At 65.1% G+C, this 26,067-nt stretch carries 26 protein-coding genes and 1 tRNA gene; 21 read left to right on the forward strand and 6 right to left on the reverse strand.

Annotated elements, in window-relative coordinates:
- Positions 1–147: 147 nt before the first annotated feature.
- Complete coding sequence (locus O5K39_RS11140) at positions 148–1,809, forward strand: MFS transporter (protein WP_271143700.1); 1,662 nt, start codon at positions 148–150, stop codon at positions 1,807–1,809.
- A gap of 501 nt (positions 1,810–2,310) precedes the next feature.
- Here the strand turns inward: O5K39_RS11140 and O5K39_RS11145 are convergent.
- Together O5K39_RS11145 and O5K39_RS11150 are read right to left on the reverse strand one after the other, a co-directional pair.
- Positions 2,311–2,688 (reverse strand): DUF5615 family PIN-like protein, encoded by a 378-nt coding sequence (locus O5K39_RS11145; protein ID WP_271143701.1) that lies wholly within the window; start codon positions 2,686–2,688, stop codon positions 2,311–2,313.
- Positions 2,685–3,341, reverse strand: a complete 657-nt coding sequence (locus O5K39_RS11150; protein WP_271143702.1) for a DUF433 domain-containing protein — start codon at positions 3,339–3,341, stop codon at positions 2,685–2,687. The genes O5K39_RS11145 and O5K39_RS11150 overlap by 4 nt, the downstream gene beginning before the upstream one ends.
- Positions 3,342–3,452: 111 nt before the next feature.
- Here O5K39_RS11150 and O5K39_RS11155 point away from each other — a divergent pair, with 111 nt between their 5' ends.
- A complete protein-coding gene (locus O5K39_RS11155) occupies positions 3,453–3,635 on the forward strand; it encodes a hypothetical protein (RefSeq protein ID WP_271143703.1) in 183 nt (60 codons plus the stop codon).
- Between the two features lie 16 nt (positions 3,636–3,651).
- Here O5K39_RS11155 and O5K39_RS11160 read toward each other — a convergent pair whose 3' ends face one another.
- Complete coding sequence (locus O5K39_RS11160) at positions 3,652–5,184, reverse strand: site-specific integrase (protein WP_271143704.1); 1,533 nt, start codon at positions 5,182–5,184, stop codon at positions 3,652–3,654.
- Between the two features lie 228 nt (positions 5,185–5,412).
- Positions 5,413–8,589 (reverse strand): autotransporter domain-containing protein, encoded by a 3,177-nt coding sequence (locus O5K39_RS11165; RefSeq protein WP_271143705.1) that lies wholly within the window; start codon positions 8,587–8,589, stop codon positions 5,413–5,415.
- Positions 8,590–8,878: 289 nt separating this feature from the next.
- Between O5K39_RS11165 and O5K39_RS11170 the strand changes: the two genes are divergently transcribed.
- On the forward strand, positions 8,879–10,129 hold the full coding sequence (locus O5K39_RS11170) for a glycosyltransferase (protein WP_271143706.1): 1,251 nt from the start codon (positions 8,879–8,881) through the stop codon (positions 10,127–10,129).
- Positions 10,130–10,200: 71 nt separating this feature from the next.
- Here O5K39_RS11170 and O5K39_RS11175 read toward each other — a convergent pair.
- Positions 10,201–10,277 (reverse strand) — tRNA-Asp (locus O5K39_RS11175).
- A 95-nt stretch (positions 10,278–10,372) separates the two neighbouring features.
- A complete protein-coding gene (locus O5K39_RS11180) occupies positions 10,373–12,028 on the reverse strand; it encodes an AbgT family transporter (protein ID WP_271143707.1) in 1,656 nt (551 codons plus the stop codon).
- Between the two features lie 299 nt (positions 12,029–12,327).
- Between O5K39_RS11180 and O5K39_RS11185 the strand changes: the two genes are divergently transcribed.
- From O5K39_RS11185 to nuoL, 18 genes are all read left to right on the forward strand, one after another.
- The gene (locus tag O5K39_RS11185; RefSeq protein ID WP_271143708.1) at positions 12,328–12,705 is read left to right on the forward strand and encodes an NADH-quinone oxidoreductase subunit A; all 378 of its coding nucleotides are present in this window, start codon (positions 12,328–12,330) and stop codon (positions 12,703–12,705) included.
- Positions 12,675–13,310: an NADH-quinone oxidoreductase subunit B gene (locus O5K39_RS11190; protein WP_271143709.1), complete on the forward strand. Its 636-nt coding sequence runs from the start codon at positions 12,675–12,677 to the stop codon at positions 13,308–13,310. The genes O5K39_RS11185 and O5K39_RS11190 overlap by 31 nt, the downstream gene beginning before the upstream one ends.
- Before the next feature lie 59 nt (positions 13,311–13,369).
- Positions 13,370–13,963, forward strand: coding sequence for an NADH-quinone oxidoreductase subunit C (locus O5K39_RS11195; protein ID WP_271147142.1), 594 nt, complete (start codon positions 13,370–13,372; stop codon positions 13,961–13,963).
- 107 nt (positions 13,964–14,070) lie between these two features.
- On the forward strand, positions 14,071–15,249 hold the full coding sequence (locus O5K39_RS11200; protein WP_271147143.1) for an NADH-quinone oxidoreductase subunit D: 1,179 nt from the start codon (positions 14,071–14,073) through the stop codon (positions 15,247–15,249).
- Positions 15,246–15,437, forward strand: a complete 192-nt coding sequence (locus tag O5K39_RS11205) for a hypothetical protein (protein ID WP_271143710.1) — start codon at positions 15,246–15,248, stop codon at positions 15,435–15,437. The genes O5K39_RS11200 and O5K39_RS11205 overlap by 4 nt, the downstream gene beginning before the upstream one ends.
- The gene (gene nuoE / locus O5K39_RS11210; protein ID WP_271143711.1) at positions 15,437–16,099 is read left to right on the forward strand and encodes an NADH-quinone oxidoreductase subunit NuoE; all 663 of its coding nucleotides are present in this window, start codon (positions 15,437–15,439) and stop codon (positions 16,097–16,099) included. The genes O5K39_RS11205 and nuoE overlap by 1 nt, the downstream gene beginning before the upstream one ends.
- Positions 16,096–16,284 carry a hypothetical protein gene (locus O5K39_RS11215; protein ID WP_271143712.1) on the forward strand — a complete coding sequence of 63 codons (189 nt, stop codon included), beginning with the start codon at positions 16,096–16,098 and terminating at the stop codon, positions 16,282–16,284. The genes nuoE and O5K39_RS11215 overlap by 4 nt, the downstream gene beginning before the upstream one ends.
- 1 nt (position 16,285) lies before the next feature.
- Positions 16,286–16,546 (forward strand): hypothetical protein, encoded by a 261-nt coding sequence (locus O5K39_RS11220; RefSeq protein ID WP_271143713.1) that lies wholly within the window; start codon positions 16,286–16,288, stop codon positions 16,544–16,546.
- A 3-nt stretch (positions 16,547–16,549) separates the two neighbouring features.
- Positions 16,550–17,863, forward strand: a complete 1,314-nt coding sequence (gene nuoF / locus O5K39_RS11225; protein WP_271143714.1) for an NADH-quinone oxidoreductase subunit NuoF — start codon at positions 16,550–16,552, stop codon at positions 17,861–17,863.
- 5 nt (positions 17,864–17,868) lie between these two features.
- Entirely contained in the window at positions 17,869–18,630 is a 762-nt protein-coding gene (locus tag O5K39_RS11230; RefSeq protein ID WP_271143715.1) for a GDSL-type esterase/lipase family protein, read from the forward strand.
- A complete protein-coding gene (locus O5K39_RS11235; protein WP_271143716.1) occupies positions 18,627–19,127 on the forward strand; it encodes a hypothetical protein in 501 nt (166 codons plus the stop codon). Before O5K39_RS11230 ends, O5K39_RS11235 begins: the two co-directional genes overlap by 4 nt.
- Positions 19,127–21,175 (forward strand): NADH-quinone oxidoreductase subunit NuoG, encoded by a 2,049-nt coding sequence (gene nuoG / locus O5K39_RS11240; protein ID WP_271143717.1) that lies wholly within the window; start codon positions 19,127–19,129, stop codon positions 21,173–21,175. The genes O5K39_RS11235 and nuoG overlap by 1 nt, the downstream gene beginning before the upstream one ends.
- A gap of 3 nt (positions 21,176–21,178) precedes the next feature.
- Positions 21,179–22,249 (forward strand): NADH-quinone oxidoreductase subunit NuoH, encoded by a 1,071-nt coding sequence (nuoH, locus tag O5K39_RS11245; protein ID WP_271143718.1) that lies wholly within the window; start codon positions 21,179–21,181, stop codon positions 22,247–22,249.
- A 5-nt stretch (positions 22,250–22,254) separates the two neighbouring features.
- On the forward strand, positions 22,255–22,461 hold the full coding sequence (locus tag O5K39_RS11250; protein WP_271143719.1) for a hypothetical protein: 207 nt from the start codon (positions 22,255–22,257) through the stop codon (positions 22,459–22,461).
- A complete protein-coding gene (gene nuoI, locus O5K39_RS11255; RefSeq protein WP_271143720.1) occupies positions 22,461–22,952 on the forward strand; it encodes an NADH-quinone oxidoreductase subunit NuoI in 492 nt (163 codons plus the stop codon). Before O5K39_RS11250 ends, nuoI begins: the two co-directional genes overlap by 1 nt.
- 69 nt (positions 22,953–23,021) lie before the next feature.
- Entirely contained in the window at positions 23,022–23,648 is a 627-nt protein-coding gene (locus O5K39_RS11260; RefSeq protein WP_271143721.1) for an NADH-quinone oxidoreductase subunit J, read from the forward strand.
- Complete coding sequence (gene nuoK, locus O5K39_RS11265) at positions 23,648–23,956, forward strand: NADH-quinone oxidoreductase subunit NuoK (protein WP_271143722.1); 309 nt, start codon at positions 23,648–23,650, stop codon at positions 23,954–23,956. Before O5K39_RS11260 ends, nuoK begins: the two co-directional genes overlap by 1 nt.
- An 8-nt stretch (positions 23,957–23,964) precedes the next feature.
- A complete protein-coding gene (gene nuoL / locus O5K39_RS11270) occupies positions 23,965–26,067 on the forward strand; it encodes an NADH-quinone oxidoreductase subunit L (protein ID WP_271147144.1) in 2,103 nt (700 codons plus the stop codon).

The raw sequence follows: 26,067 nt of genomic DNA on the forward strand, positions 1-26,067 counted from the left end.
GCCCCGCCACGGCCGATCGCAGAGCGGCCTGACCCCTTCCCCTTTTCCCGGAGAAGATCAGCACCCACTGAATCAAGTTCTCGCAACAGCAAGTCGAAACTGCGCGATAAGTCGCGAGACGACGTTGATTAAATTGGGGCACAATGCATGGCCGGTTCGACAAATCTTCTCGCGCCTTTCGCTACCCCTGTGTTCCGCCGCATCTGGCTGGCCAGTCTTCTGACCAACTTCGGCATCCTGATCCAGGGCGTTGGCGCAGCATGGACGATGAGCAAGCTGACTTCAGACGCCTCAATGGTCGCGATGGTTCAGACGGCGCTCATGCTGCCGATGATGTTGTTCGCTCTCCCTGCTGGAGCGATCTCGGACATGTTTGACCGCCGGCTCGTTTGTATTCTGGCGCTGTTGCTGGCCTTCGTGGGAGCGATGACTTTGTCATGCCTGTCATTTGCAGGACTGCTTACGCCGTGGATCCTATTGGGCTTCTGCTTCATCGTCGGTACCAGCATGGCGCTGTTCAGTCCGGCCTGGCAGTCGTCGGTCGCCGAACAGGTGCCGGTAGAGGCTCTAGCGCCCGCCATTGCCCTAACCGGGATCAGCTACAACGTGGCACGAAGCTTCGGTCCAGCCATCGGCGGGGTGATCGTCGCGGCATTTGGCGCGATTGGTGCCTTTGTGGCCAATGCGGTGGCCTATGTGCCGCTACTGATCGTGCTTTTCCTTTGGAAGCGGAAGCCTGAACCGGCTCGGTTGGCACCTGAGACTTTCTGGCGCGCCATCGTGTCGGGGCTCCGCTTCATCCGGTACTCGCCCTCGCACCGGCTGTTCATCTTGAGAACCGCCGCGTTTGGACTGATCGGCGGCGTAGCCCCGGCCCTGACGCCTCTGATCGCCAAAGACCTGCTCGGCGGTGGGGCAACTGTCTATGGCGTTCTGCTTGGGGCATTCGGACTTGGTGCCGTGGCTGGGGCTGTGGTCCTGCCCTGGATCAGGAAGCGGTGTTCGACGGAGACGGCCAGCCGCCTGTCGGCCGCGGCTATGGCGGGGGCCCTGCTGTTGGTCGGTTTGAGCCGAAACGAAGCGCTGGGCATTCTGGGGATGCTGGTCGCGGGCCTAGCCTGGACCACCGTGCTGACACTCTACAGCATTTCTGTACAGATTTCTGCGCCGCGCTGGGTCGCCGGTCGGGCGCTCGCCATCTATCAGGCCACGATCACTGGCGGCGTGGCGATGGGTGCCATCGCGTGGGGCCAGCTTGTCAATCTTATCGGTGTCCAGCAGGCGCTGGTCACGGCGGCGAGCCTGATGGCCGCTTCGATTGGGCTTGGCTTTATTTTTCGGCTGCCTGACCTGAGCCACGCGCCAGCCCTGACGTCGCTCAATCGTGCCGATCCCGAGATTGTGCTCGATCTTACCCTTCGTAGCGGCCCAATCGTGATTGAGATCGATTATGTGACGCCTGAGGCAAACGCCCGGGCCTTTTACGACGCCATGCAGAAAGTCCGTCGCTTCCGTCAGGGTATGGGAGCCTATGGCTGGTCCATCGCACGCGATATCGCCGACGCGACCCGTTGGACCGAGCGATTTCATAGCCCGACCTGGAACGACTATCTGCACTTGAGCCAGCGCGCGACCAGTGCCGGGCGCGAGGTTCTCGAGGATGTGCGGGGCCTGCTTGAGCCGTCAACGCCGGTTCGGGTCCGGCGGATGCTCGAGCGCCCTGCGGGTTCTGTTCGCTCGACTGACGACGTGCGCGATGCCGGCGGTTCCATGGTCACCCCGGTCGGCCCGCGCGCAGACGGCACATGACTGAGACAACAGGCGAATAATCCAAAGTCTTTCGCCTGTCTGGTGGGTTGATTTGTCCTTGAGCGTGAGAACTGACAGCAGTTCGGCCGCTGGGCCAGACGGACTCTTTGTGAGGCCAGGTCAGACATTGTTCACCCGGGCGGAGGCGCTTCATAACGACATCATTTGGCCGCTCAGAGTAAGCGCCCTGTCGGGGCCGCAGAGCAATGCCTGCGCTCTGCGCCGGTGCAGTCGGGGCGGTCGAAAGGCCTGCGACGCCGTCCTTGATGCTCCGTTCTCTGCAACTCCCTACGGGCTTTCACCACCAGCGCCGTCCCGGGAGACAAACCAGATCTCGCTAACATTGTCGTCCTCAGCTCGACGATTCCGACGATTGCGCCCCTCCTCCAGCCGCTTTGTGAGGGCCGACTCGGCGCTGTGTTCCTGCCTGCCACGGAACCCTCCGACCCACCGTCAGAATTGGCGAGAAAGGTCCGGCCGCCAAGGCAGGGAACGGCGTCGCTATCCGGGAAGGGCGTACAGCCGGATTGCGATGGCGTCGTCTTCGAGATCGAGTTCCATGGCCTGGTTCAACAGCGGATCGGGGCCTTGGCCCAAGGCATCGATCGCCGCTTCGAGAAGCTCGCGCTGCTGGTCGGGTCGGCACTGGGGAATGAAGATCACCAGGCCGGCGTGAAGCGGCTGGTCGCGGTAGAGCCGACGAAAGTCCTGGGCGTTGTTGGTGACGAAGACGAAGTCGTCGGCGACGATGCGGGGCATCAGGTCCCAATCGGCCATGCCGCTCAGCCCCAGCCAGTTCACGTGGCTCGCGTCATGGCCAAGGCCTCGGGCGACCGCGACGAGCGAGGTGTGCAGACATTCGTCGAAAAGGAAATTCACCGGCCGGGCGATGCGTCCGCGCGGGACCCATGGGTCGAGGCCGTCACACTCTTGCGCACGACGTGGCGAACCGAGGTGGGCGTCAAGCCTGACGCCTCGAGGCGCTTGGGACGTCCCCTTCGGGGGTGAGCCGCAACCCATATCCGCGCCAGCCGAAGCAGCCGGCTGTCGAGCTTGGGATAGCCGTCCAGCAGTTCGATCTCGCTCGCCCCGGCCTCCAGCATCGCCGCAATTGCATAGACGGGAATCCGTGTGCCCTTGAACACAGGCTCGCCCCCCATGATGGTCTTGTCCGCCACGATAGCGGCCTCGGCTTCGCCCAGGGTCCGGATCCTGGCCGTGACGTCGCGACGCGCAGCGGCCACATCCACCATCAGAAACTCACCCGCCGACAGGTGGCGAGCCTTCGGTCTGGCGGCCATGCGGCGAAACAGATCGAGGCGTCGTTCGATGGGCAACTTGCCGGCCAGTCCGTGTTCCAGACGCAGGCTGACGAGATCGGCGCCCGTGAGCACGCGAGGTTTCGACCGCCCCGTCTTGGGCGAGGGTGCGATTTCGACAAGCCCCTTGTCGATCGAGTTGTTGACCGCCTTCAGGGGGAGCCCACTGACGGCGGCCGCCTCCGACACGGTGTAAAGGCGGGTGCTCGACATAAAGATTCTCTCCAGAAAGACGATTTAGCGCTTTTCCGAACAAGGTTCAACCGTTCGAGGCCCTGGCGGGTCAGTACACATTTCGATCGCACGTGCGGGCTGACGCATGGGTTGACCTCGGCGTTTGAGCTTATGGCGGAATGGTTTCTGATCGCGCGCCGGCCCGACCCCGCCTACGCCCTGAAAGCCCTGAGCGGCGCCGTGATCGTTGTCGCGCGGGTCTGGCAGCTCACTCGCTACGAAAGCAGGCAGACCGTGGTCGCATTCACTGAACTGACGAACCCGACAGCCTGATGAGCCCGAGCGTCACCTATCCAAAGCCATTGATCCAGGCCTCGAGTTCGGACCAGTCGTTCTTTCCAGCAAGGTCGAGGCCGACGTTCGCCAGCAGATCCATATGGGCCGGCGAGACGGAACCGATGCGACTGGCCGCCATGCACATCGTCATGACCGCCTGATGAGACCGACCCTCGGCGCAGAAGTCGAGCGCCCGACGCTTGGCCTTCTCGAGATCGTCGGCGCGCTCGGCGGCGAGTGTGGTCGCGTCGGGCTCGGCCGGAGGCGCTTCGGCCTTCACGCCGGTCAGATGGTCGGCCCACTTCTGCAGAGCGTCCCGCTTCTCCGGAACATAGGTGTATCGATCGTAGACCGCAGTGACTGCGGCCCCTTCCTTGGGCGTATGGCCCAGGATCAGACCGACGATGAACCGTGTCACACCATAGCGGCCGGTCAGCGTCGTCGCCCCGGTTCGGCGCACATCGTGGGGCGACCGGAGCGGCAGCTTCCGCCTTTCGAACACGCGCGAAAAGGTGCGGGTGATCGCCTGCTCGTCGATGCATTGGTCGGCTACGCGGGGCGAGGGGAAGACGAAGGGACTGTCGGGATCGAGTGCATAGGCTGCGGCGAGCACCTCCAGGGCCTGCGGGCTCAGGGGGACCACGTGCTGATGGTTGGCCTTCGCCCTCTGCGAGGGGATCACCCAGACCTTGGCGTCGAGATCGATCTCGGACTTTTTGGCGCCCGCAACCTCGTTGCGCCGCGTCAGGGTGAGCATGAGCAGCTGGATGGCCAGGGCCATCACAGGCTCGGGCCGCGCCGCGAGACCGACGTTGAGATAGCCAGGCGGCCGAGGCTGCGCGCCGTCGCGTGCGATGTCCCAGACCAGCCTCAGACCGGGTTCGTCCAGCAGCCGGTCCCGGGACACGAGTGCCAGGGGACGAGCGAGGCCGACCATCGGATTGGCGTCGATCATTTCTTCCTGCACGCAGAACGCCAGGACGCTGTGGAGCAGTCCCCCGATCGAGGCGGCGCTGGCGGCTGAGAGCCGTCGCTCTGTGACCAGCGAGCGCATGAACGGCTTGGCCTGTGCCCGCCTCAGATCGCGCGGAGCCGTCTTGCCGAACGTCGCAGAGATGTGGCGTTTCCAGAGGTGGCGTTCGTTGGCGATCGTCCGTGGGCGTTTAGGGCGTCGGCGACCGCCGTGCAGTCCCAGTTCGGCAGCCGCCCAGTAGGCCTCCGCGACCTCGTCCAATGTGTCCTGGGGCGGGGCGGGAAGGGCGGCGAGCGCCCGTTCGGCCACTGGATCCACGCCCTTGAGGATCTGAAGCCTGAGTGCTGTCGCCTGTTCCCGCGCCTCAGCGAGAGACAGGGTGGGGTAGTCGCCAAGGGTTTGGCGCCGGCGAGGTCCACCCTTGACAGCGAAGCGGACTTCGAACTGTTTCAGCCCGGACGGAAAGATCCGCAGGCTCAGGCCGCGCGATCCTGACACTCGCCGCTCGAAGAGCTTGGCGTCTGGCTTCAGACTGGCGACCTGACGGTCGGTTGTGACGAGTGATGCGGCCAAGGCAGCGGCTCAGGAACAAATCAACCCCGCCAGCCTATCATCTACTGGGGCAATAGTGGGGCAGTTGGTGCAAGATTCGCTGCAAACCCGAGCAAAGCCATGAAACGATCAAATGCCGCATATTCAATGACTTGCGGCGTTATCAGAAAGCCCTGAAAAGCAGAAAAACTGCGTTCGGGGCCATTTACACCGAGAGGGTCGGCGGTTCGAACCCGTCGCCGCCTACCGTCAGAACCGGAAGCTGGCCCGCAGCAGCAGGGTGTAGCGGACGTAGTCCTCGATCATCTCGGCGTCGGCGCTGACCGAAAGCATGCCCAGCTCGTTGCCGACCGCCAGACGTATGCCCGCCAGCGGACCGCCACCCTCGATCGAGGCCGGCGACAGGGTGTATTTCGACGTTCCCGAGGTGAAGCGCGCGATCGTCTCGCCCGCATCGACCGAGACGTTCTGACGCCAGCCGAGGCGCAGCTCCGGCCGGATCCATCCGTTCTCGCCGAAGCCGTAGCCGACGTTGACCGCCGCAACGGTCGAGAAGATGTGGCCTGTCCGTTCGTCGATCTCAAGATCGAAGCCGGAACCGCCGCCGGTCTCGGTGTGGGCGTCCTCGCTCAGGCCGAAATACTCGGCATAGACCTCGGGCCGGATGTTCAGGCGCCCGAAGTTCCGCTCGTAGGAGGCACCGCCGGCCAAGGCCAGGGTGAAGCCGTTCCAGCTCGACTGGTTGTTCAGATACAGGTTCTCGGCGACCAGCGACCGGGTCGAATCGAAGGTGGCGTAACCACCCGCCGCCCGCGCCCAGGTGGTCCAGTTGCGGCCCTGGGCTCGCCAGTAGAGGCCCAGTTCGACTAGGCTGGCCGACAGGACTTCCTCGGCCTCGGACTCGGGGTCCTCGATGTCGGACGAGGTGAAGGCCAGGGACACGCCCAAGGCACCGAATCCGGTGCCGCGCTCGATCCCGCCCGCGACGCCGAAGCCCTCGGAGCGGAAGCCGTAGGTGTCGGTCTTGTCCTTGTCGGCGTAGAAATTGATTTCCTGCAACCAGGCGCTGGTCTCGCCGACGCCGGCCGAGGCGTTGCGCCCCGTCAGCGCCCGCGTCACCGCATCGACGCCCGAGGCCAGCGACAGCAGCGGCCCGCCCGAGTGATCGGGCAGCATCTGCTCGTACAGATCGATGAAGCCCTCGCGGGTCGTCTGGCCCAGGAAGGCGTTCAGCAGAGTGCTGTTGTCGTCGATCGAGCCGTAGATGACGTCAAAGGCCGAGGCTTCGACCGGGATCAATCCGGCCTCGGAGGCAGTGCGACGGCGCGCATCGATATAGACGTCGGCGGCCGCGATATCCGCGCCTGCGCTGACGACATAGAGATACGGCGAGTTGGTCTGGATGCCCGTCTGGTTCAGAGTGCCGATGGTCAGGGTGTCGGCGTCGATGATCGTGAATCGTTGCGGCGACTGCAGCAGCGACGTGAACCGGATGCCCAGGCTGGCGCCATTGGCCAGGTTGGCGGCGCCGTTGACGCGGAAGCCACCGTTCGCCCCGGTACTGGCGTTCAATCCGACCAGAAGGGTGCCGGTTGCGCCGACATTCAGGCCGGTCACATTCGTTCGCGACGCCTGTTGGGCCTCGAGCGTCCCGTTGCCGATGTCGATGGCGAGCCGGCCGTCGCTGTCGGTGATGGCACCGCGCACGATGGCCCCGCCCGAGATATTCAGCTGATCCGCGCCGGCACCGAACGAGATGTCGCTGTTGACCTGGCCGTTCTTGATATTGACGCCGTCGTCTCCGGACCCGAGCAGGATGGCACCCAGGGTAAACGGCTCATCGACGTCGTCGACGCCGTCATTGTCGGTGTCGTCTGCGGTGCTGTCCGTGGGGCTCAGCACGCCTGTCTGCGTGAAGTTGACCCCGGTCGTAGTGGCGCGGGCGTCGAGCGCGATCGCCGTCCCGGTCAGGGGCGCGCCGGCGGCATTGGCGACCAGGTTGGCTTGAAGCGAACCGGTGTTTAGCACCGCCGTCAGGGTGCCGCTGAGATCCTGGATCGCCGTCAGGTTGGCGGTGCCGCCGCCGGCGGTGGCCAGGATGTTGCCGTTGTTGGTCAGGGTCGCGACATTGGCACCGGCCTCGATGCGCACGGCGTTGACGCTGCTGACCAGTTCGGTCGCCGCAGCGGCCGTGATGAAGCCATTGTTCAGGATGGTCGGCGTCGTGACGCCCGACCCGACGCGCAGGGTTGTGGCATTGGCCGCATTGGCCAGGGTGCCGAGGGTCCCGTCGTTGCGAACGCCACCGGCGATCGACACAGCCTGGCCGCCGGTAACGCCGAGTCGTACCGCGTTGGAATCGATGTTGGCATAGACGCCGTTGCCGACGATGGAGCCACGGTTGATGAAGCCATAGGCCGCCTCGCCCGTGCCGACGGCACCGAGGGTCACCGTCTGGGTCGTCGAACCGACCGTTACGGCCGGTGCCGAGCCGAAGCTGGTGATCGAGGCCGAGCCTTCGGTGCTGTCGAGGCGGCCATCGACATCATCGTCGTTCGAGGTGCTGTCGGACTCGGTGGGTTGGGTGTCGAAGACCACGCCACCGCCGACGTTGCCGGCAACGATCACCGTCGATCCGCCCTGGAGCAGGTCCTCGGCATCCAGCTTGGCGACAAAGGCGTCCGTGCCGAGCGAGCGGTAGCGATAGCCCGAGGACGTGATCGCACCCTGAAGGGTCAGACGGCCGCTGACATCGCCCTGGATGGCGACCGCGCTGGTCCCGCCGCCGTTGGAGCTGATGGTGCCGTCGAGCGTGACCGAGCCCGTGATCGGGGCCGTCGTCCGGACGCCGAACGAGTTGTCGCCGAACGTGGTCAGCGTGCCGTAGCTGTTCAGATTACCGATCAGGGCGGTGTCCACCGCAATACCGGTCGAGTTGTTGCCCTCGACCTGCAGCGTGCCGCTGGTGTCCAGCAGGATGTTGCCTGTGACGGCGCCGGTTCCAGCCAGTCGGATGCCGTAGCGCCCCGTGCCCGTCGCCCATGGACCGTCAACGTCACCGTCGGTGTCGGTGTCCGGGTAGTCGCCCAGGCTGTCGCTGACCAGGATCTGGCCGGCAATGTTCACGCCGGTGGTCACGCCGCCGTTGACCAGAACGCCGATCGATCCGTCGGCCGAGTTCTGGATGTTGATATTGGTCCCGGAATCGACCGTCAGCGTGTTGTTGGAATCGATCGTGACGCCGGTTCCGGACGTCAGGTTCAAACCGCCACCCGTGCTGAAACGAATGTTGTCCGCCGCCGTGCCGGTAGCGTTCGAGGTCAGGATGGGCGTGGTGCGCACGGTCGAGATAACGACGTCCGCGCTGGCCCCGGAAGCGACCAGCAGCGGAGCGATCGCTGCGGCGGTCGCGAGCAGTTTACGCATTCGGAAAAAGACCCCTGTGGACACGACGCGCGCAAACGCTGTGGCCCCTCTAACAGGGGTCGCGTCGGCATGCTTCAAGTTTCGCGAATTTGAGGCGATTGCAAGGCCTGAACACTGTGTTTCAAAGCGCCGGGCCGGGTCGCCGCCGACTGCATCGTCTCAAGACACACCCTCTTGAGCTTGGCCGTGGCTGGGTCTAGGGGCGCTTATGGTCACGCGTAAATCATCCGGACGCATCCAAACTCGACGGTCAGGCGTTGCCCGGCCGACACCTTCGGAGATCTCCCCTGTGAGCATGATCGACCACGACGTCCAGGAAAGCGAACTGCGCCTGATTCCCGGGCTCGACGACGAGGTCGCCGACACCTTGCGGGCGTTGAAGGCGTCCAGCAACGATCCGCGTCCGCGGCTCGTCGACACCACCATGCTGTATGCACCGCGCTCCGGAGGCGTGAAGCGCTATCTGCTGTCCAAGAAATCGTGGCTGGAAGCGAACCGTCCGGGCATCGCCCATTCGCTGGTCGTGCCGGGCGCTTCCCATTCGGCGGGCGATGACGGCATCGTCAAGCTTCATGCGACCAAGCTGCCCTTCGGTGACGGCTACCGCTGGCCCACGTCGGTCAAGCGCTGGGGGGCCTGGGTCGCATCGCTGAAGCCGTCGATCATCGAGGCGGGCGATCCCTACACGCCGGGCCAGGGGGCCCTGGAGGCCGGCCAGCGCGCCGGGTGTCCTGTGGTCGGCTTCTGCCATTCCGATCCGGCGGGTCTTGCCGCATTGCATTTTGGCGAGTGGGCCAAGAAGCCGGTGGAACGGCGGTGGGCCAAGTTGTTCGGCCAGTTCGACCGGGTCATTTCGCCCAGCAAATTCATCGCCGAACGCCTGATCGAGGCCGGCGTCGGCAATATCGTGATCCGGCCCCTGGGCGTCGAGATCGACACCTTTCGCCCTGATCGGCGCGATCGGGACTGGCTGCTGAAGCGGCTTGGGCTCGGCGCGGATGCCCGTTTGCTGTGTTTCGCGGGCCGACCGGCCAAGGAAAAGAACATCGATGTCCTGATCGAGGCGGTCCAGAAGCTGGGCGCGCCATATCACCTGGTCCTGGTCGGTGCCGGCACCGGGATGCCGCCCGAAGACCGGGTCATCGCCCTGCCTTATGAGCGCGACCCGCGAGCGGTTGCACGGATCATCGCCAGTTGCGACGCCTTCGTCCACGCCAACGACAAGGAGCCGTTCGGCCTGATCGTGCTGGAGGCCATGGCCTGTGGCCGGCCAGTCGTGGGGGTCAATGCGGGCGGGGTCGCCGAGACCGTGAACGCCAGCGTCGGCCAACTGGCCAACTCGGCCGATCCGACCGAGTACGCCGCCGCCATCGAGGCCCTGTTTGCGCGGGATATCGAGGCGATCGGTGCGGCGGCGCGTGTTCACACGGTCGAGCGTTTCGCCTGGAACCGCGTCTTCGAGGATCTGTGCATGGTCTATGGCGACGTGAGCGGCGAGAGCGCTTTCGTCCAGCCGGCGGAGACCTGGGCGGTTCACTGAGCGCGGACAAAGTCCGGCGCGCCGCCAGCAGGGGGTGGCGCGCCACTTCTCGTTTCAATTTTCATGAGAAGTGGCGCGAGTGACGGGACTCGAACCCGCGACCTCCGGCGTGACAGGCCGGCACTCTAACCAACTGAGCTACACCCGCATTCCTCGCCGCGAAGACAGTGCGTCGCGGCGAGGGGCGTCGTTTAGGCGGGGGGTGCTTGCACTGTCAAGCGACCCCTCGTCATAAAATCGCGATCAGCGTTGTGCGGCCGCGATTGGGGGTACGGCAGCCGGTTGAGGCGGGCTTTCGGGGCCCAGGATTCCGCCGTCCACAGGGGGCTGGGCGGCGACGGCGGGGGCCGGCACGTCGTAGTGGACCCCCACGCCCGGCCCCAGGGGCAGATCCAGCGCCACCCAAGCCGCGACCATGATCAGACCCGCGACCAGGAAGGACCCCGCATAGGGCAGCATGGTGGCCATCAGGGACCCCAGGCCGAAACGAGGATCCCACCGCTGGGCAAAGGCCAGGATCAGGGGAAAATAGCTCATCAGGGGCGTGGCGATGTTGGTGACCGAATCGCCCATCCGATAGGCGGCGGTGGTCATCTCAGGGCTGATGCCCAGCAGCATGAACATGGGCACCACGATCGGGGCCAGCGCCGACCATTTGGCCGAGGCCGAGCCGATGAACAGGTCGAAGAAGCAGGATACCAGCACCACCGAAATCAGCAGCAGCGGCGTCGGCATGGCCAGTTCGCGAAGGCCGGCTGCCGCGTTGACGGCCAGGATGGGGCCCAGACCCGACCAGTTGAACATGGCCACGAAATGGGCGGCGAAGAAGGCCAGCACGATATAGGGGGCCAGCACCGATATGCCTTCGCCCATCATCCGCACCAGATCGCGATGGCTGCGGATCGTACCCGCACCCGCGCCGAAGGCCGCGCCGGTGACGAAGAAGGTCACCGCAAAGAAGGCGGCCAGCGAGCGGTACAGCGAATTGAATTTCTGGGCCGGCTCGGCTTCCGGGTCGATGAAGGGCGAGCCGGGCAGGGCGGTGATCAGGGTCCACAGGGCGATCATGGCCAGCAGCGCCAGACCGGCGAACAGGAGGCCGCGCTTCTGTAGCGCGGTGAGAGGTTCCCGCTCTTCCTGGGCGGGCGGGGCGACGCCAGCGGGCGGCAGCCATCGACCGAGGCGCGGCTCGATCACCCGGTCGGTGATAAACCAGACGATCGGAGTGAAGACCAGCACGACCCCGATGATGAAGAACCAGTTGCCCGCGATGCTGACCTGGTAGGATGGATCGATCAGGTGGGCGGCGGGCTCGGTGATCCCCAGGATCAGGGCGTCCGAGGCTCCTGGAAACAGATTGCCCGCATAGCCCCCGGAGACGGCGGCGAATCCGGCGGCCAGTCCCGCCAGCGGATGACGGCCGGCAGCGGCGAAGATCACGGCGGCCAGCGGGATCACGACGACATAGGAGGCGTCCGAAGCATGGTGCGAGACCATGCCGACGATCACGACGACGGGTGTCAGGATCAGTTTGGGCGCATTCAGCAGCGCACCGCGAATGGCGGTCGTGAACAGGCCGGTGCGCTCGGCCACGGCCGCCCCATAGATGATGGTGATCACGATCCCCAGCGGCGGAAAGTCCGCCAGGGTCCGGGGCATGCCGATGATCAGTTTCTCCAGGTTCTCTGAAGACAACAGGCTCTGGGCGATCAGGGTGTCGCCGGTCACCGGATTGACTGCCTGCCACCCCAGGCCGGCTCCGACGATGCTGAGCCCGATCAGCCCAACAATAAGCCACAGGAAAAGGAAGACGGGATCGGGCAGCCGGTTTCCCGTGCGCTCGACAAAGCCGAGGAAGCCCTTGTTGGGCGGCAGGACGTCGGAGGGGGTCTCGCTCATGGGGCGGGCTCGAACAGTTGATCCGTGAAGCGCTGGCGCGGCTCGCGCGGCATCGACGCCCGGGCACTATTCACGATCGGGCCGATCCGATCCAGTCGCAGCAGGGGCGTCGTCGCCGCAGGAATTTGCTTGCCCCAGGTGTCGAGTACCGGCGTTCTGGGTGTTGTAATTCCTGCGAACCATTCTCAAGAAAATCCCTTTTGCCGCATGGGTTTGAACGGCGGCGATCTTGGGTCTAGAAAGCGCCGAATCCGCCGTCCTCCCCAGCCTGCGGATCGCCGCACGAGGCCCCGTCGTCCATGAATGCTTTTCTGCTCCAGTACCTGCCGATCGTGATCTTCATCGGGATCGCGGCGATCGTCGGCGTCCTGTTCATCGTCGCCGCCCTGGTGATGGCACCGTCCAGTCCCGATTCCGAGAAGCTGTCGGCCTATGAGTGCGGGTTCAACGCGTTCGACGACGCGCGGATGAAGTTCGACGTGCGGTTCTATCTGGTGTCGATCCTCTTCATCATTTTCGATCTTGAGGTCGCCTTCCTGTTTCCGTGGGCTGTGTCGATCTTCGACCTGTCCAAGGGCGGGATGATCTTCGCCTTCTGGTCGATGATGGTCTTCCTGGGCGTGCTGACCGTGGGCTTCATCTACGAATGGAAGAAGGGCGCGCTGGAGTGGGAATAGTGGACAACAACCTGCCCATCATCGGCCGCGGCAACACCGGCGCGTCGCCGGTCCTGAGTCCCTATGGCCAGGGTGCGCGCTCGACCGTCGAGGGTTATGACCCCAAGCTGCACGACAAATTCTTCGAGGCGGTCAACACCGAGGTCACCGAGCAGGGCTTCCTGACGGCACCGCTCGACGACGTCATCCAGTGGGCCCGCACCGGCTCGCTGATGTGGATGACGTTCGGCCTGGCCTGCTGCGCCGTGGAGATGATCCAGGCCGCCATGCCGCGCTATGACCTGGAGCGCTTCGGCATGGCCCCGCGCGCCAGCCCACGCCAGTGCGACCTGATGATCGTCGCCGGCACTCTGACCAACAAGATGGCTCCGGCCCTTCGCAAGGTCTACGACCAGATGCCGGATCCGCGCTACGTCCTGTCGATGGGATCGTGCGCCAACGGCGGTGGCTACTACCACTACAGCTACAGCGTCGTTCGGGGTTGTGACCGGATCGTGCCCGTGGACGTCTATGTGCCCGGGTGCCCGCCGACGGCGGAGGCGCTGGTGTACGGCCTGCTGCAGTTGCAGAAGAAGATTCGCCGCACCGGGACGATCGACCGATGAGCGGGCATCTCGCGACCGTGGCGGCCAACACCGCCGTGCTGACGCCTCTGGGCCAGGAGATGGTGACCGAGCTTCAGGTCGAGGCGAGCGTCGCCTTCGGCGAGCTGACGTTGACCTGCCACCGCGACCGGATCGTCGAGGTGCTGACCGATCTGCGCGACCGGTTCGGGTTCCAGCAGCTGATCGATCTGTGCGGTGCCGATTACCCTGAGCGGCCTGAGCGGTTCGACGTCGTCTATCACCTGCTGTCGCTGACGCGGAACGCGCGCATCCGGGTCAAGGTCTCGACGGACGAGACCGCGCCGGTGCCCAGCGCCATCCCGGCCTACCCGTCGGCCGGATGGTTCGAGCGCGAGGCGTTCGACATGTACGGCATGCTGTTCTCGGGCCACCCCGACATGCGTCGGCTTCTGACGGACTATGGTTTCCAGGGGCATCCGCTGCGCAAGGACTTCCCGATGACCGGCTATGTCGAGGTCCGCTACGACGAGGAGCAGAAGCGGGTGGTCTATGAGCCCGTCAAGCTGACGCAGGAATACCGCAACTTCGACTTCCTGAGCCCCTGGGAAGGCGCCGACTATCCGGCCGCCGTCCTGCCGGGAGACGAGAAGGCGGTCGGTTCGGCGGGCACGCCGTCGGGAGGCAAGGTCTGATGGCCGACGGTCACGCTATCCAGAACGCCACGCCCGACCTGTCCTCGCTCGACGTGTTCGAGGACGACCTGGGCCATATCGACGGCCGGACCGCGCACGCGCGCGAGATGGACGATCGCAAGTTCACGATCAATTTCGGCCCGCAACACCCGGCCGCCCACGGTGTGCTTCGCCTGGTGCTGGAGCTGGACGGCGAGATCGTCGAGCGGGTCGATCCGCACATCGGCCTTCTGCACCGCGGCACCGAAAAGCTGATGGAGGCGCGCACCTACCTCCAGAACGTGCCCTATCTGGACCGGCTCGATTACGTCGCGCCGATGAACCAGGAGCACGCCTTCTGTCTGGCGATCGAGCGGCTGCTGGAGCTGGAGGTGCCGTATCGTGCCCAGTTGATTCGGGTGCTGTACTCGGAAATCGGCCGCATCCTGTCGCACCTGCTGAACGTGACGACCCAGGCCCTGGACGTCGGCGCCCTGACGCCGCCGCTGTGGGGCTTCGAGCAGCGCGAACAACTAATGGTCTTCTACGAGCGGGCCTCGGGATCGCGGCTGCACGCCAACTATTTCCGGCCGGGTGGGGTCCATCAGGACCTGCCGATGGCCCTGATCGACGACATCGCCGCCTGGTGCGCCCAGTTTCCGCAGAAGCTCAAGGACATCGAGGATCTCGTCACCGAGAACCGCATCTACAAGCAGCGCAACGTCGACATCGGCGTGGTGTCGAAACAGCAGGCGCTGGAATGGGGCTTCACCGGCGTCATGCTGCGTGGCTCGGACATCCCGTGGGACCTGCGCAAGTCGCAGCCTTACGAATGCTATGCTGACCTGGAGTTCGACATCGTGGTCGGCAAGAACGGCGACTGCTGGGATCGCTACCTCTGCCGCGTCGAGGAGATGAAGCAGTCGATCCACATCATGGAGCAGTGCATCCACAAGCTGCGCAACTGCCCCGGCGAGCCGGTCATGAGTGAGGACAACAAGGTCGTTCCGCCGCGTCGTGGCGAGATGAAGCGGTCGATGGAATCCCTGATCCATCACTTCAAGCTCTACACCGAAGGCTTCAAGACTCCGCCGGGCGAGGTCTATGCTGCCGTCGAGGCCCCCAAGGGCGAGTTCGGCGTCTATGTCGTGTCCGACGGCACCAACAAGCCCTACCGCGTCAAGATCTCGGCCCCCGGCTTCCGCCACCTCCAGGCCATGGACTGGATGAACCGCGGCCACCAGCTGGCCGACGTGTCGGCGATCCTGGGTTCCCTCGACATCGTGTTCGGCGAGGTCGATCGGTGAGCGACACCCCTATCAGCACGCTCGTCTCCCAGGGCTGGGAGATCGTCGGCTATTCGACCACGGACGCCTCGGGCACGACCTATCAGCACAGCGTGCTCCTGCGCCGTCAGGGCCAGCACAAGGTTCTGGTTCTGCGTAAGAAAATTCTCGGTGACGGAGTCGTCGTCGATTCGGAAATGGACGTCTGATGTCGGTTCGTCGTCTCGCCAAGGTCCAGCCCGCGTCCTTCGCCTTCTCCAAGGCGACGAAGGCCAAATGCGATTGGTGGATCCAGAAGTATCCCGCCGACCGTCGTCAGTCGGCGGTGATCCCGATCCTGTGGCTGGTTCAGAAGCAGGAGGGTTGGGTCTCGGAACCCGCGCTGCGCGCCATCGCCGACCTGCTGGGCATGGCCTATATCCGGGTGCTGGAGGTCGCGACCTTCTATACGATGTTCATGCTGGAGCCCGTCGGCTCGGCCGCCCTGATCCAGGTCTGCGGCACCACGCCCTGCATGCTGCGCGGCTCGGGCGAACTGATGAAGGTCTGCAAGGACCGGATCGGTGCGAAACAGACACTCTCCGCTGATGGAAAGTTCTACTGGGAAGAGGTCGAGTGCCTGGGTGCCTGCGTCAACGCGCCGATGGCCATGGTCAACGACTACTATTTCGAGGACCTGACGGCCTCGGACATGAACCAGATCATCGACGACTTCGCCGCCGGCAAGTCGCCCGAGCGGGGGCCGCGCGTCGATCGCGTCAACTCGGCGCCCGAGGGTGGGGCCCTGACCCTGACCGATCCGAAGCTCTATGACGGCTCGGCGGCCAAGCCGATCAGGAAGCTGCCGAACAGCGATCCGGTGCCGGCATGACCGAGCCCGTCGAACCCAAGTCCAGCCCGTCCTTGCAGAATACCGACGCCTTCTTCGCGATCGGGTTCGTGTTCTTTGTGCTCGGGCTGAGCGGCGACAATAACGCGGCCTTCCTGGCCATCGGCATCGTCTTTCTGGTGATCGGCCTCGGTGGTCGTGTTCGCTCGCGCAAGGGTGATCGCTAAGATGATCGACCCCCAAACCGAAGTCCAGGTCGCCGCCTATCGCGCGGAACTGCGCACCGTGGGCCGGAGCCAGCGCCTCGCCGGGTTCGGCCTGGTTCTGCTGGGCGCGATCCTGGTCTGGGCCGCGACCCGCGCGGGCGATCTGGCCGGCACGGTCCAGTTGGCGGGCTATGGCGCGCTCGCCGCCGGTTGGGCCCTGATGCTGACCGCCATCTTCCTGCGTACTCGCTATCACCGCCGCCGTCTGCGGGAGTTGAACTGAACCATGGTCGGCATTCTCGAAGACAAGGACCGCATCTTCACCAACCTGTACGGGCTCCAGGACTGGGGCCTCGAGGGCGCGAAGAACCGCGGCTGCTGGAACGCGACCAGGGACATGCTGGACATGGGCCGCGACTGGCTCATCACCAACGTGAAGAACTCAGGGCTCCGTGGGCGTGGCGGCGCGGGCTTCTCGACAGGTCTGAAATGGTCCTTCATGCCCAAGGAGCTGAAGGATCGTCCGCACTATCTGGTCGTCAACGCCGACGAATCCGAGCCCGGCACCTGCAAGGACCGGGAGATCATGCGCCATGATCCCCACCTGCTGATCGAAGGCTGTCTGATCGCGTCGTTCGCGATGCAGGCCCACGCCTGCTACATCTATCTGCGCGGCGAATATGTGCTCGAGCGCGAGCGGATGGAGGCGGCCGTCAAGCAGGCCTACGAGGCCAGGCTGATCGGCAAGAACAACGTCCACGGCTGGGACTTCGACGTCTATATCCACCACGGTGCCGGCGCGTACATTTGCGGCGAAGAGACCGCCCTGCTGGAATCGCTGGAAGGCAAGAAGGGTCAGCCGCGTCTGAAGCCGCCGTTCCCGGCCGGCGCGGGGCTCTACGGGTGTCCCACCACGGTGAACAACGTCGAGTCGATCGCGGTGGTGGGTACGATCCTGCGTCGTGGCGCGGACTGGTTCGCGGGCTTCGGCCGCGCCAACAACACCGGCACCAAGCTGATGAGCATCAGCGGGCATGTGAACAAGCCGTGCAATGTCGAAGAGGCCATGTCGATCCCGCTGCGTCAGCTGCTGGAAGAGCATTGTGGCGGCGTTCGCGGCGGCTGGGGCAATCTGAAGGCCGTGATCCCGGGCGGGGTTTCCGTGCCCCTGATCACGCGCGAGATGTCCGAAACGGCACTGATGGACTTCGACAGCCTGCGCGACATGAAGTCGGGCCTTGGCACTGCCGCCGTCATCGTCATGGACAACGATACCGACCTGGTGAAGGCGATTGCCCGCATCAGCTATTTCTACAAGCATGAGAGCTGCGGCCAGTGTACGCCGTGCCGCGAAGGCACCGGCTGGATGTGGCGCGTGCTGGAACGCATGGCCGTGGGCGAGGCCGATCCGTCGGAGATCGATCTGCTGCTCGACGTCGCGTCGCAGGTCGAAGGCCACACCATCTGCGCGCTGGGCGACGCCGCCGCCTGGCCGGTTCAGGGGCTGATCCGGCATTTCCGCCACGAGATCGAGGACCGCATCCAGACCTATCGCACCCGCCGCGCGAACTTCGCCGGCCACGCGATCGCGGCGGAGTAACGGGCTTGGGTTCGATCCTCGGACGGCTGGCTTTGACGGGGTGCCTTGTCGCCCTGTTGAGCGCGTGCGCCACCAGCGCACCGCCCGCCGCCGCTGCCGTTCAGGTCGTCGATCCCTTCGCCGCCCAGCGTCCGACCGCCGCTGCCGTCGGCGTGACCCAACCCAGCCAGTTCGCGCCGGGCAGCTGGATCAACGGCTCCTATGTGGATCATGTGACCCAGTTCGCCATACTGCCGTCCCAGCCCGGCGGCATCGCCATGGTAGGCGACAGCATCACCGACGGCTTCCGCTGGAGCGAGGCCTTTCCGGGTCGCAACATTCGCAACTGGGGCATCGGCGGAGACACCAGCTTTGGCCTTCTGGGCCGGGCCGCCCAGATCATCGCGACGCGCCCGGCCAAGGTCTTCATCCTGATCGGCACCAATGATCTGGCCAGCTATGAACAGACGCCGGCCGACATCGCCGCCAATGTCGATGCCCTGGTCACGCGATTCAGGACCGAGCTGCCGAGCGCCGAAATCTACGTTCAGTCAGTCATGCCGCGTCAGCCCGAGTTCCGTGAGCGGATCGAGGATCTGAACACTCAGCTGTCCGCGATCGCGACGGCGCGCGGTGCCCGATACATCGATGTCTATACCCCCCTGCTGAGCGGCGACCGGCTGAACCCGGCCTATACAATCGACGATCTGCATCTGACCGGCCAGGGCTATCAGCGGTGGCTGACGGTCGTCGGCGGATGCCTCACGGGCGAGGGGCGATGCGGATGATGCGCGCCCACGCCATGGTATTGCCGGTCGGTCTGGTCCTCGCAGGCTGCGAGGCTGCGCCCGAGCCCGCGCCGACGCCGTCCGAGCGGGTGTCGGCCAACGTGCCGGTCAGCGACACGGTCGCCAAATCCGCGCAGGGCCCGCTCTCCGCCACCGATTTGCGACGGGTGTGCCGGGCCGGGCTGGCGTCGGTCCACGGTCAGGATGTAGACGCGGTCCAGGTCGACAGCCTGGAAGGCTCGGTCGTCAACGCCTCGTGGCGCGCGCCGGTCGACGGCGGCCGGATGCGCGCGCAATGCCGGGTCGACGGCGACCTGATCACCTGGAAACCGGTCGATCGACCGGTGGCCGAACAGAACCGCTGGATGAACCAGTCCGGCGACCCCGTGGTCCGCTTCGTCCTCGACGACGCGGCGGTCACGGTCACGACAACCCTCCCGGATGGGACGACCTCGACGCAGGATTATGCCGTCGTGGTTCAGGAAGAGGCCCGCTGATGCCCGTCGCCAAGGTCAACGGCGTAGACGTCGAATTCGAAGCCGGCATGACCGTGCTTCAGGTCGCCGAGCGCGCGGGCGCCGAGATTCCGCGCTTCTGCTATCACGAGCGGCTGTCGATCGCCGGGAATTGCCGGATGTGCCTGGTCGAGGTGAAGCCGGGGCCGCCGAAGCCTCAGGCGTCCTGCGCCCTGCCGGCCGCCGAGGGCCAGATGATCTTCACCGACACGCCGATGGTGAAGAAGGCGCGCGAAGGGGTGATGGAGTTCCTGCTCATCAACCACCCGCTCGACTGCCCGATCTGCGACCAGGGCGGTGAGTGCGACCTGCAGGACCAGTCGGTCGGCTACGGCCGCGACGGCTCGCGCTATTCCGAGAACAAGCGCGCGGTCGAGGAAAAGGCCATGGGCCCGACCGTCAAGACCTTCATGACCCGCTGCATCCAGTGCACCCGCTGCGTACGCTTCATCAGTGAAGTGGCGGGCGTGCCGGACATCGGCATGATTTCGCGCGGCGAAGACGCCGAGATCACGACCTATCTGGAAAAGAACATCGACTCGGAGCTGTCGGGCAACGTCAACGACCTGTGCCCGGTCGGTGCCCTGACCCACCGGCCGTGGCAGTTCCACTATCGTCCGTGGGAGCTGAAGAAGACCGAGACCATCGATGTGATGGACGCCCTGGGCGCCAACATCCGCGCCGATGCCAAGGGTGCCGAGGTGATGCGCATCCTGCCCCGCGTCCACGAGGGCATCAACGAGGAGTGGCTGACCGACAAGAGCCGCTATGTCGTCGACGGCCTGCAGAAGCGCCGCCTGGACCGGCCGTATGTGCGCGAGAACGGCAAGCTGCGCGCCGCGTCGTGGGACGAGGCCCTGTCGGTCGTGGCGGGCAAGCTGAAGGCGGCACCGGCGAACCGGATCGGCGCCATCGCGGGCGACCTTCAGGACGCGGAGTCGATGAAGGCGACGCTGGACCTGTTCCGCGCCCTGGGTTCGGCCAATACCGATTGCCGTCAGGACGGGTCGTCACTGGGGTATGGCCCGCGCGAGAGCTGGCTGTTCAACTCTGGGCTCCGGGGCATCGAGGCGGCGGACTATGTGCTGCTGGTCGGGGTCAACCCGCGGACCGAAGCAGCGCTGCTGAACACCCGCCTGCGCAAGATCTGGCTGTCGGGCCAGGCCGAGATCGCCCTGATCGGCGAACAGGCCGACCTGACCTATCCGTACTCGTATCTGGGCGCGGGATCGAAGACCCTGGCGAAACTGCCCAAGGCGGCGCTGGAGGCCCTGACCAAGGCCGAGCGGCCGGCGATCATCGTCGGCGGCGGAGCGCTGGCGGGCGAGGGCGGGGCGGCGGTGCTGAACGCGCTCGGCGCCCTGGCCAAGAAGGTCGGCGTGATCGGCGAAGGGTGGAACGGGTTCAACGTTCTGCACCACGCGGCGTCGCGCGTGGCGGGTCTCGACATGGGCTTTGTCCCCGCTGAAGGCGGTCTGACGGTCGCCGAGATGCTCAAGCCCAACGCTCTGGACGTGCTGTTCCTGCTGGGCGCCGACGAGGTGAATGCGACGGCGTCGAACGCGTTTCGCGTCTATCTGGGCAGCCATGGCGACAACGGGGCCCACGGCGCCGACGTCATCCTGCCGGGCGCGGCCTATACCGAGAAGTCGGGGATCTACGTCAACACCGAGGGCCGGGTGCAGATGGCCGAACGGGTCGTCTTCCCCAAGGGCGACGCCAAGGAAGACTGGGCCATCCTGCGGGCCCTGTCCGAGCGGGTGGGCCACAAGCTGCCGTTCGACACCCTGGACCAGCTGCGCACCAAGCTGATGGCCGACCATCCGACCTTCGGCCGCATCGACTATCTGCCGACCCCGGCCGCGTTCGATCCGTCGAAGCTGGGCGTGAAGGGCGACCTGGGCGACACACTGTTCGTCTCGGCGGTCAGCGACCCCTACCTCAACAACCCGATCGCGCGCGCCAGCGCGACGATGTCCGAGCTGTCCGCCCTGCGGATCGCCCCGGCCACGGCGATGGCGGCGGAGTAAGTCATGGATTTCTGGTCCTCCCCCCTCGGCTGGTTCCTGATGACCACCGGCGCCGTGCTGCTGGTGACGGTCGGCGTGCTGATCGCCGTGGCCTTCTTGCTGCTCGCCGACCGCAAGATCTGGGCGGGCATCCAGATGCGAAAGGGCCCCAACGTCGTGGGTCCGTTCGGCCTGCTGCAGTCCTTCGCCGACATGATCAAATTCGTTCTAAAAGAAGTCGTCGTGCCGGCCGGGGCCGACAAGGGCGTCTTCCTGCTGGCACCGGTGATCACCGTGATTACGGCCTTCATCGTCTGGGCGGTGATCCCGTTCGCGCCGGGCTGGGTGATCTCCGACCTGAACGTCGGCATCCTGTACGTGTTCGCGATCTCGTCGCTGGGCGTCTACGGCATCATCATGGGCGGCTGGGCGTCCAACTCGAAGTATCCGTTCCTCGGCTCGCTGCGGTCGGCGGCGCAGATGGTGTCCTACGAGGTCTCGATCGGCCTGGTCATCGTCAACGTCATCCTGCTGGCCGGGACGATGAACCTGTCGGAGATCGTGATCCAGCAAGAGGGGTGGATCTGGAACTGGTTCGCGTTCGGTGGCGGGCTCGATACCCTGCCGTTGATCGTCATCATGTTCCCGATGGCCATCATCTTCTTCATCTCGGCCCTGGCCGAGACCAACCGGCCGCCGTTCGACCTGCCCGAGGCTGAGTCCGAACTCGTCGCCGGCTATCAGGTCGAGTATTCGTCGACCCCGTACCTGCTGTTCATGATGGGCGAGTACGTCAACATCATCTTCATGTGCGCCATGATCAGCATCCTGTTCTTCGGGGGCTGGAATCCGGGCTTCGACACGGATTTGATCGCGCTGGGCAGCTGGCCGGTCTGGCTGGCCAACCTGTTCTTCCTGCTGGTCCTCTGCACCAAGATCGTCTTCTGGTTCATCATCATCTCGATGGTGAAGGGCTTCGTGCCCCGCTATCGCTACGACCAGTTGATGCGGCTGGGCTGGAAGATCTTCCTGCCGACCTCGCTGCTGGCTGTGGTGGGCGTGTCCGCCTGGCGCGTCTTTGTGGTGGGGGCGTGATCCGGATGGTCGCCATTGCTACCCTGGGCCTCAGCGTCTCCGCCTGCCTGCCGGCACCCTATGAGGCCGACCCGACCTCGTCCTACCAGTGGCAGCGTCGCCAAGAGGACATCCAGCGTCGCGAGGCCGAACGCGTGCGCACCTGCGCCCTGATGAACAAGGACAGCGATCGCTTCAAACGCGACTGTACCCGTCCGGGAGACCCGAGCTGATGCTGAAACGCCTGATCCAGACGGCGAAGGGCGCGATGATGCTGGACATCGTCGGCGCAATCGGCCTGACGACGCGCGAGATGTTCCGTCCCAAGATGACGGTCAACTATCCGTTCGAGCGTAATCCCCAGTCGCCGCGTTTCAGGGGTGAACACGCCCTGCGCCGTTACGCCAACGGCGAGGAACGCTGCATCGCCTGCAAGCTGTGCGAAGCCATCTGTCCGGCCCAGGCCATCACGATCGAGGCCGAACCGCGCGAGGACGGCAGCCGCCGCACGACCCGCTACGACATCGACATGACCAAATGCATCTACTGCGGCCTGTGCCAGGAGGCCTGCCCGGTGGACGCCATCGTCGAGGGGCCGAACCAGGAGTTCAGCGTCGAGACGCGCGAGGAACTGCTCTACGACAAGCAGCGACTACTCGATAACGGCGACCGCTGGGAACGGGTGCTCGCGAAGAATCTGGAACTCGACGCGCCTTACCGCTAAGGCGCGTCTCGCTTAACGACACCGCGACTCAACAGCGCGGCTCAGGACGGAAAGGGGCGTCGGCCCACCATGCTGCAAGGCATAGCCTTCTATCTGCTGGCGACGGTCGCCGTGGTCTCCGGCCTTCTGGTCGTGACCGCGCGCAATCCCGTGCACAGCGTCCTGTTCCTGATCCTGGCCTTCTTCTCGTCGGCGGGTCTGTTCGTGCTGCTGGGGGCCGAGTTCCTGGCCATGCTTCTGGTCGTCGTCTACGTCGGTGCCGTGGCGGTGCTGTTCCTGTTCGTCGTCATGATGCTGGACGTCGACTTCGTGCGGCTGCGCGAGGGCTTTGCCAAATACCTGCCGATCGCGGTGATCATCGCCGGCATCCTGCTGTTCGAGATGATCCTGATCTCGGCGGCGGTGATCTCGGGCGGGGCGGCGGCCGATGCGACCGCGCCGATGACCGCGACGCCCGAGGCGTCCAACATCGAGACGATCGGGCGGGTGCTCTACACCGACTACATCTACTTCTTCCAGGCGGCCGGGATTGTGCTGCTGATCGCCATGATCGGGGCCATCGTCCTGACCCTGCGGCACAAGCCTGGCGTGCGTCGCCAGAACATCCACGTTCAGGTCAACCGCGACGCCAAGACCGCCATCGAAATCAAGGGCGCCCAGACCGGCGCTGGCGTCACCTCCGAGGATCTGATCTGATGGTCGTCTCGCTGCAATCCTATCTGATCGTCGCGGCCATGCTGTTCACCATCGGGGTGTTCGGCATCTTCGTGAACCGCAAGAACGTGATCGTCATCCTGATGTCGATCGAACTGATCCTGCTGGCTGTGAACATCAACTTCGTCGCCTTCTCGGCCTATCTGCATGACGTGCAGGGGCAGATCATGGCGATGTTCGTGCTGACCGTCGCCGCCGCCGAGGCCGCCGTCGGCCTGGCCATCCTGGTGACCTTCTTCCGTAACCGCGGCGACATCGCCGTGGACGACGCCTCCGTGATGAAGGGCTGATCGTGGACCTGCACCTGCTCGTCACCCTCGGCGTCTTCGCCCCTCTGCTCGGCGCAGCCATCGTCGGCTTCTTCGGCCGTCGCCTGGGCGACATCGTTTCCCAGACCATCACGACCGGCCTGCTGTTCTTCAGCTGCGCCGTTGCCTGGGTCATCTTCGGCAACTGGACCTGGGGGCATATGGAGGCCTTCACCGTCCAGCTGGCACCCTTCATCACCGTCGGCGACTTCCAGTCGGTCTGGTCGATCCGCGTCGATGCCCTGTCGGCGACCATGCTGGTCGTGGTGACCAGCGTGTCCTCGCTCGTCCACCTGTACAGCTGGGGATATATGGTCGAGGACGACTCGCGGCCGCGCTTCTTCGCCTATCTGTCGCTGTTCACCTTCGCCATGCTGGCGCTCGTCACGGCCGCCGACTTCATGCAGCTGTTCTTCGGCTGGGAAGGGGTGGGGCTGGCGTCCTATCTGCTGATCGGTTTCTGGTACAAGAAGCCCACCGCATCCGCCGCCGCCATCAAGGCCTTCGTGGTCAATCGCGTCGGCGACTTCGGCTTCGCGCTCGGCATCATCACCGTCTTCTGGATGTTCGGCACGATCCAGTTCGCCGAACTGTTCCCGATGATCGCCGCCAATGCTGGCACGACCTGGAACTTCATCGGCCACGACTGGTCGGCGATCGATCTGGCGGCCCTTCTCCTGTTCATCGGGGCCATGGGCAAGTCGGCCCAGTTCTTCCTGCACACCTGGCTACCCGACGCCATGGAGGGCCCGACGCCGGTGTCGGCCCTGATCCACGCCGCGACCATGGTCACGGCCGGTGTGTACATGGTCTGCCTGCTCAGCCCGATCTTCGAATACGCCCCTACGGCCTCGCTCATCGTGGCCATCACCGGCGCGATCACGGCCATCTTCGCCGCCACCGTCGGCATGGTGCAGAACGACATCAAGCGGGTCATCGCCTATTCGACCTGTTCGCAGCTGGGCTATATGTTCTTCGCGGCGGGCGTCGGTGCTTACCAGGGGGCGATGTTCCACCTGTTCACCCACGCCTTCTTCAAGGCCTTGCTGTTCCTCGGCGCCGGTTCGGTGATCCACGGGATGCACCACGAGCAGGACATGCGGAAGATGGGCGGGCTGTGGAAGCTGCTGCCCGTGACCTATGCCGTCATGGTCATCGGCACGATCGCCATCACCGGCCTCGGCCTGCCCGGCTTTGGTGGTTTCGAGGGTGGCGGCTTCGCGGGCTTCTATTCCAAGGATTCGATCATCGAGAGCGCCTATGCGGCGGCGACCAGTGGCCATTCGCCGGCCGGTTATTTCGCCTTCTTCATCGGCATCTCGGCGGCCCTGTTGACCAGCTATTATTCGTGGCGGCTGATTTTCATGACCTTCCACAACAAGCCGGTGTGGAAGGACGAGCACGCGCACGACGACCATCATGCGCACGACGACCACGCGGCCCATCCGGCGCAGATCGAGACCCATTCCGAGCCTGACGCCCACGATAACCACGCGCATGACGACCACGGCCATCATGGCCCGCTGAAGCCGCACGAGAGCCCTTGGGTCATGCTGGTTCCGCTGATCGCGCTGTCGGTCGGGGCGGTGTTCGCGGGGCTCGTCTTCGCGCCTCACTTCATCGGCCATCACGAGCACGAGTTCTGGCGCGGCGCGATATTCACGGGCGACCACAACCACGTCCTGCACGACAGTCACGATGTCCCGACCTGGGTGAAGTGGTCGCCGCTGATCGTCACCCTGCTGGGGGCCGCCGTCGCCTTCTGGATCTACGTCGCTCGCGAAGGTCTGGCCAAGCGCTGGGCCGACGGCAAGTCGCCGGTCTGGGCCTTCCTGTACAACAAATGGTATTTCGACGAGCTGTATGACGCGGTCTTCGTCAAGGGTGCCAAGGGGCTCGGCGACCTGTTCTGGAAGATCGGCGACGTTAAGCTGATCGACGGCCTGGGTCCGAACGGCGCGGCCTGGGCGTCGCTGAAGTCGGCGGCGCGGCTGGCCAAGGTCCAGTCCGGCTATGTCTATCACTATGCGTTCGTGATGCTGATCGGGGTCGCCGGTCTGCTCGCCTTCGCCCTCTATGCGTTCGGAGCGTGA

The organism is Brevundimonas sp. NIBR10 (assembly GCF_027912515.1).
In the GTDB taxonomy this organism is placed as follows: Bacteria; Pseudomonadota; Alphaproteobacteria; order Caulobacterales; family Caulobacteraceae; genus Brevundimonas.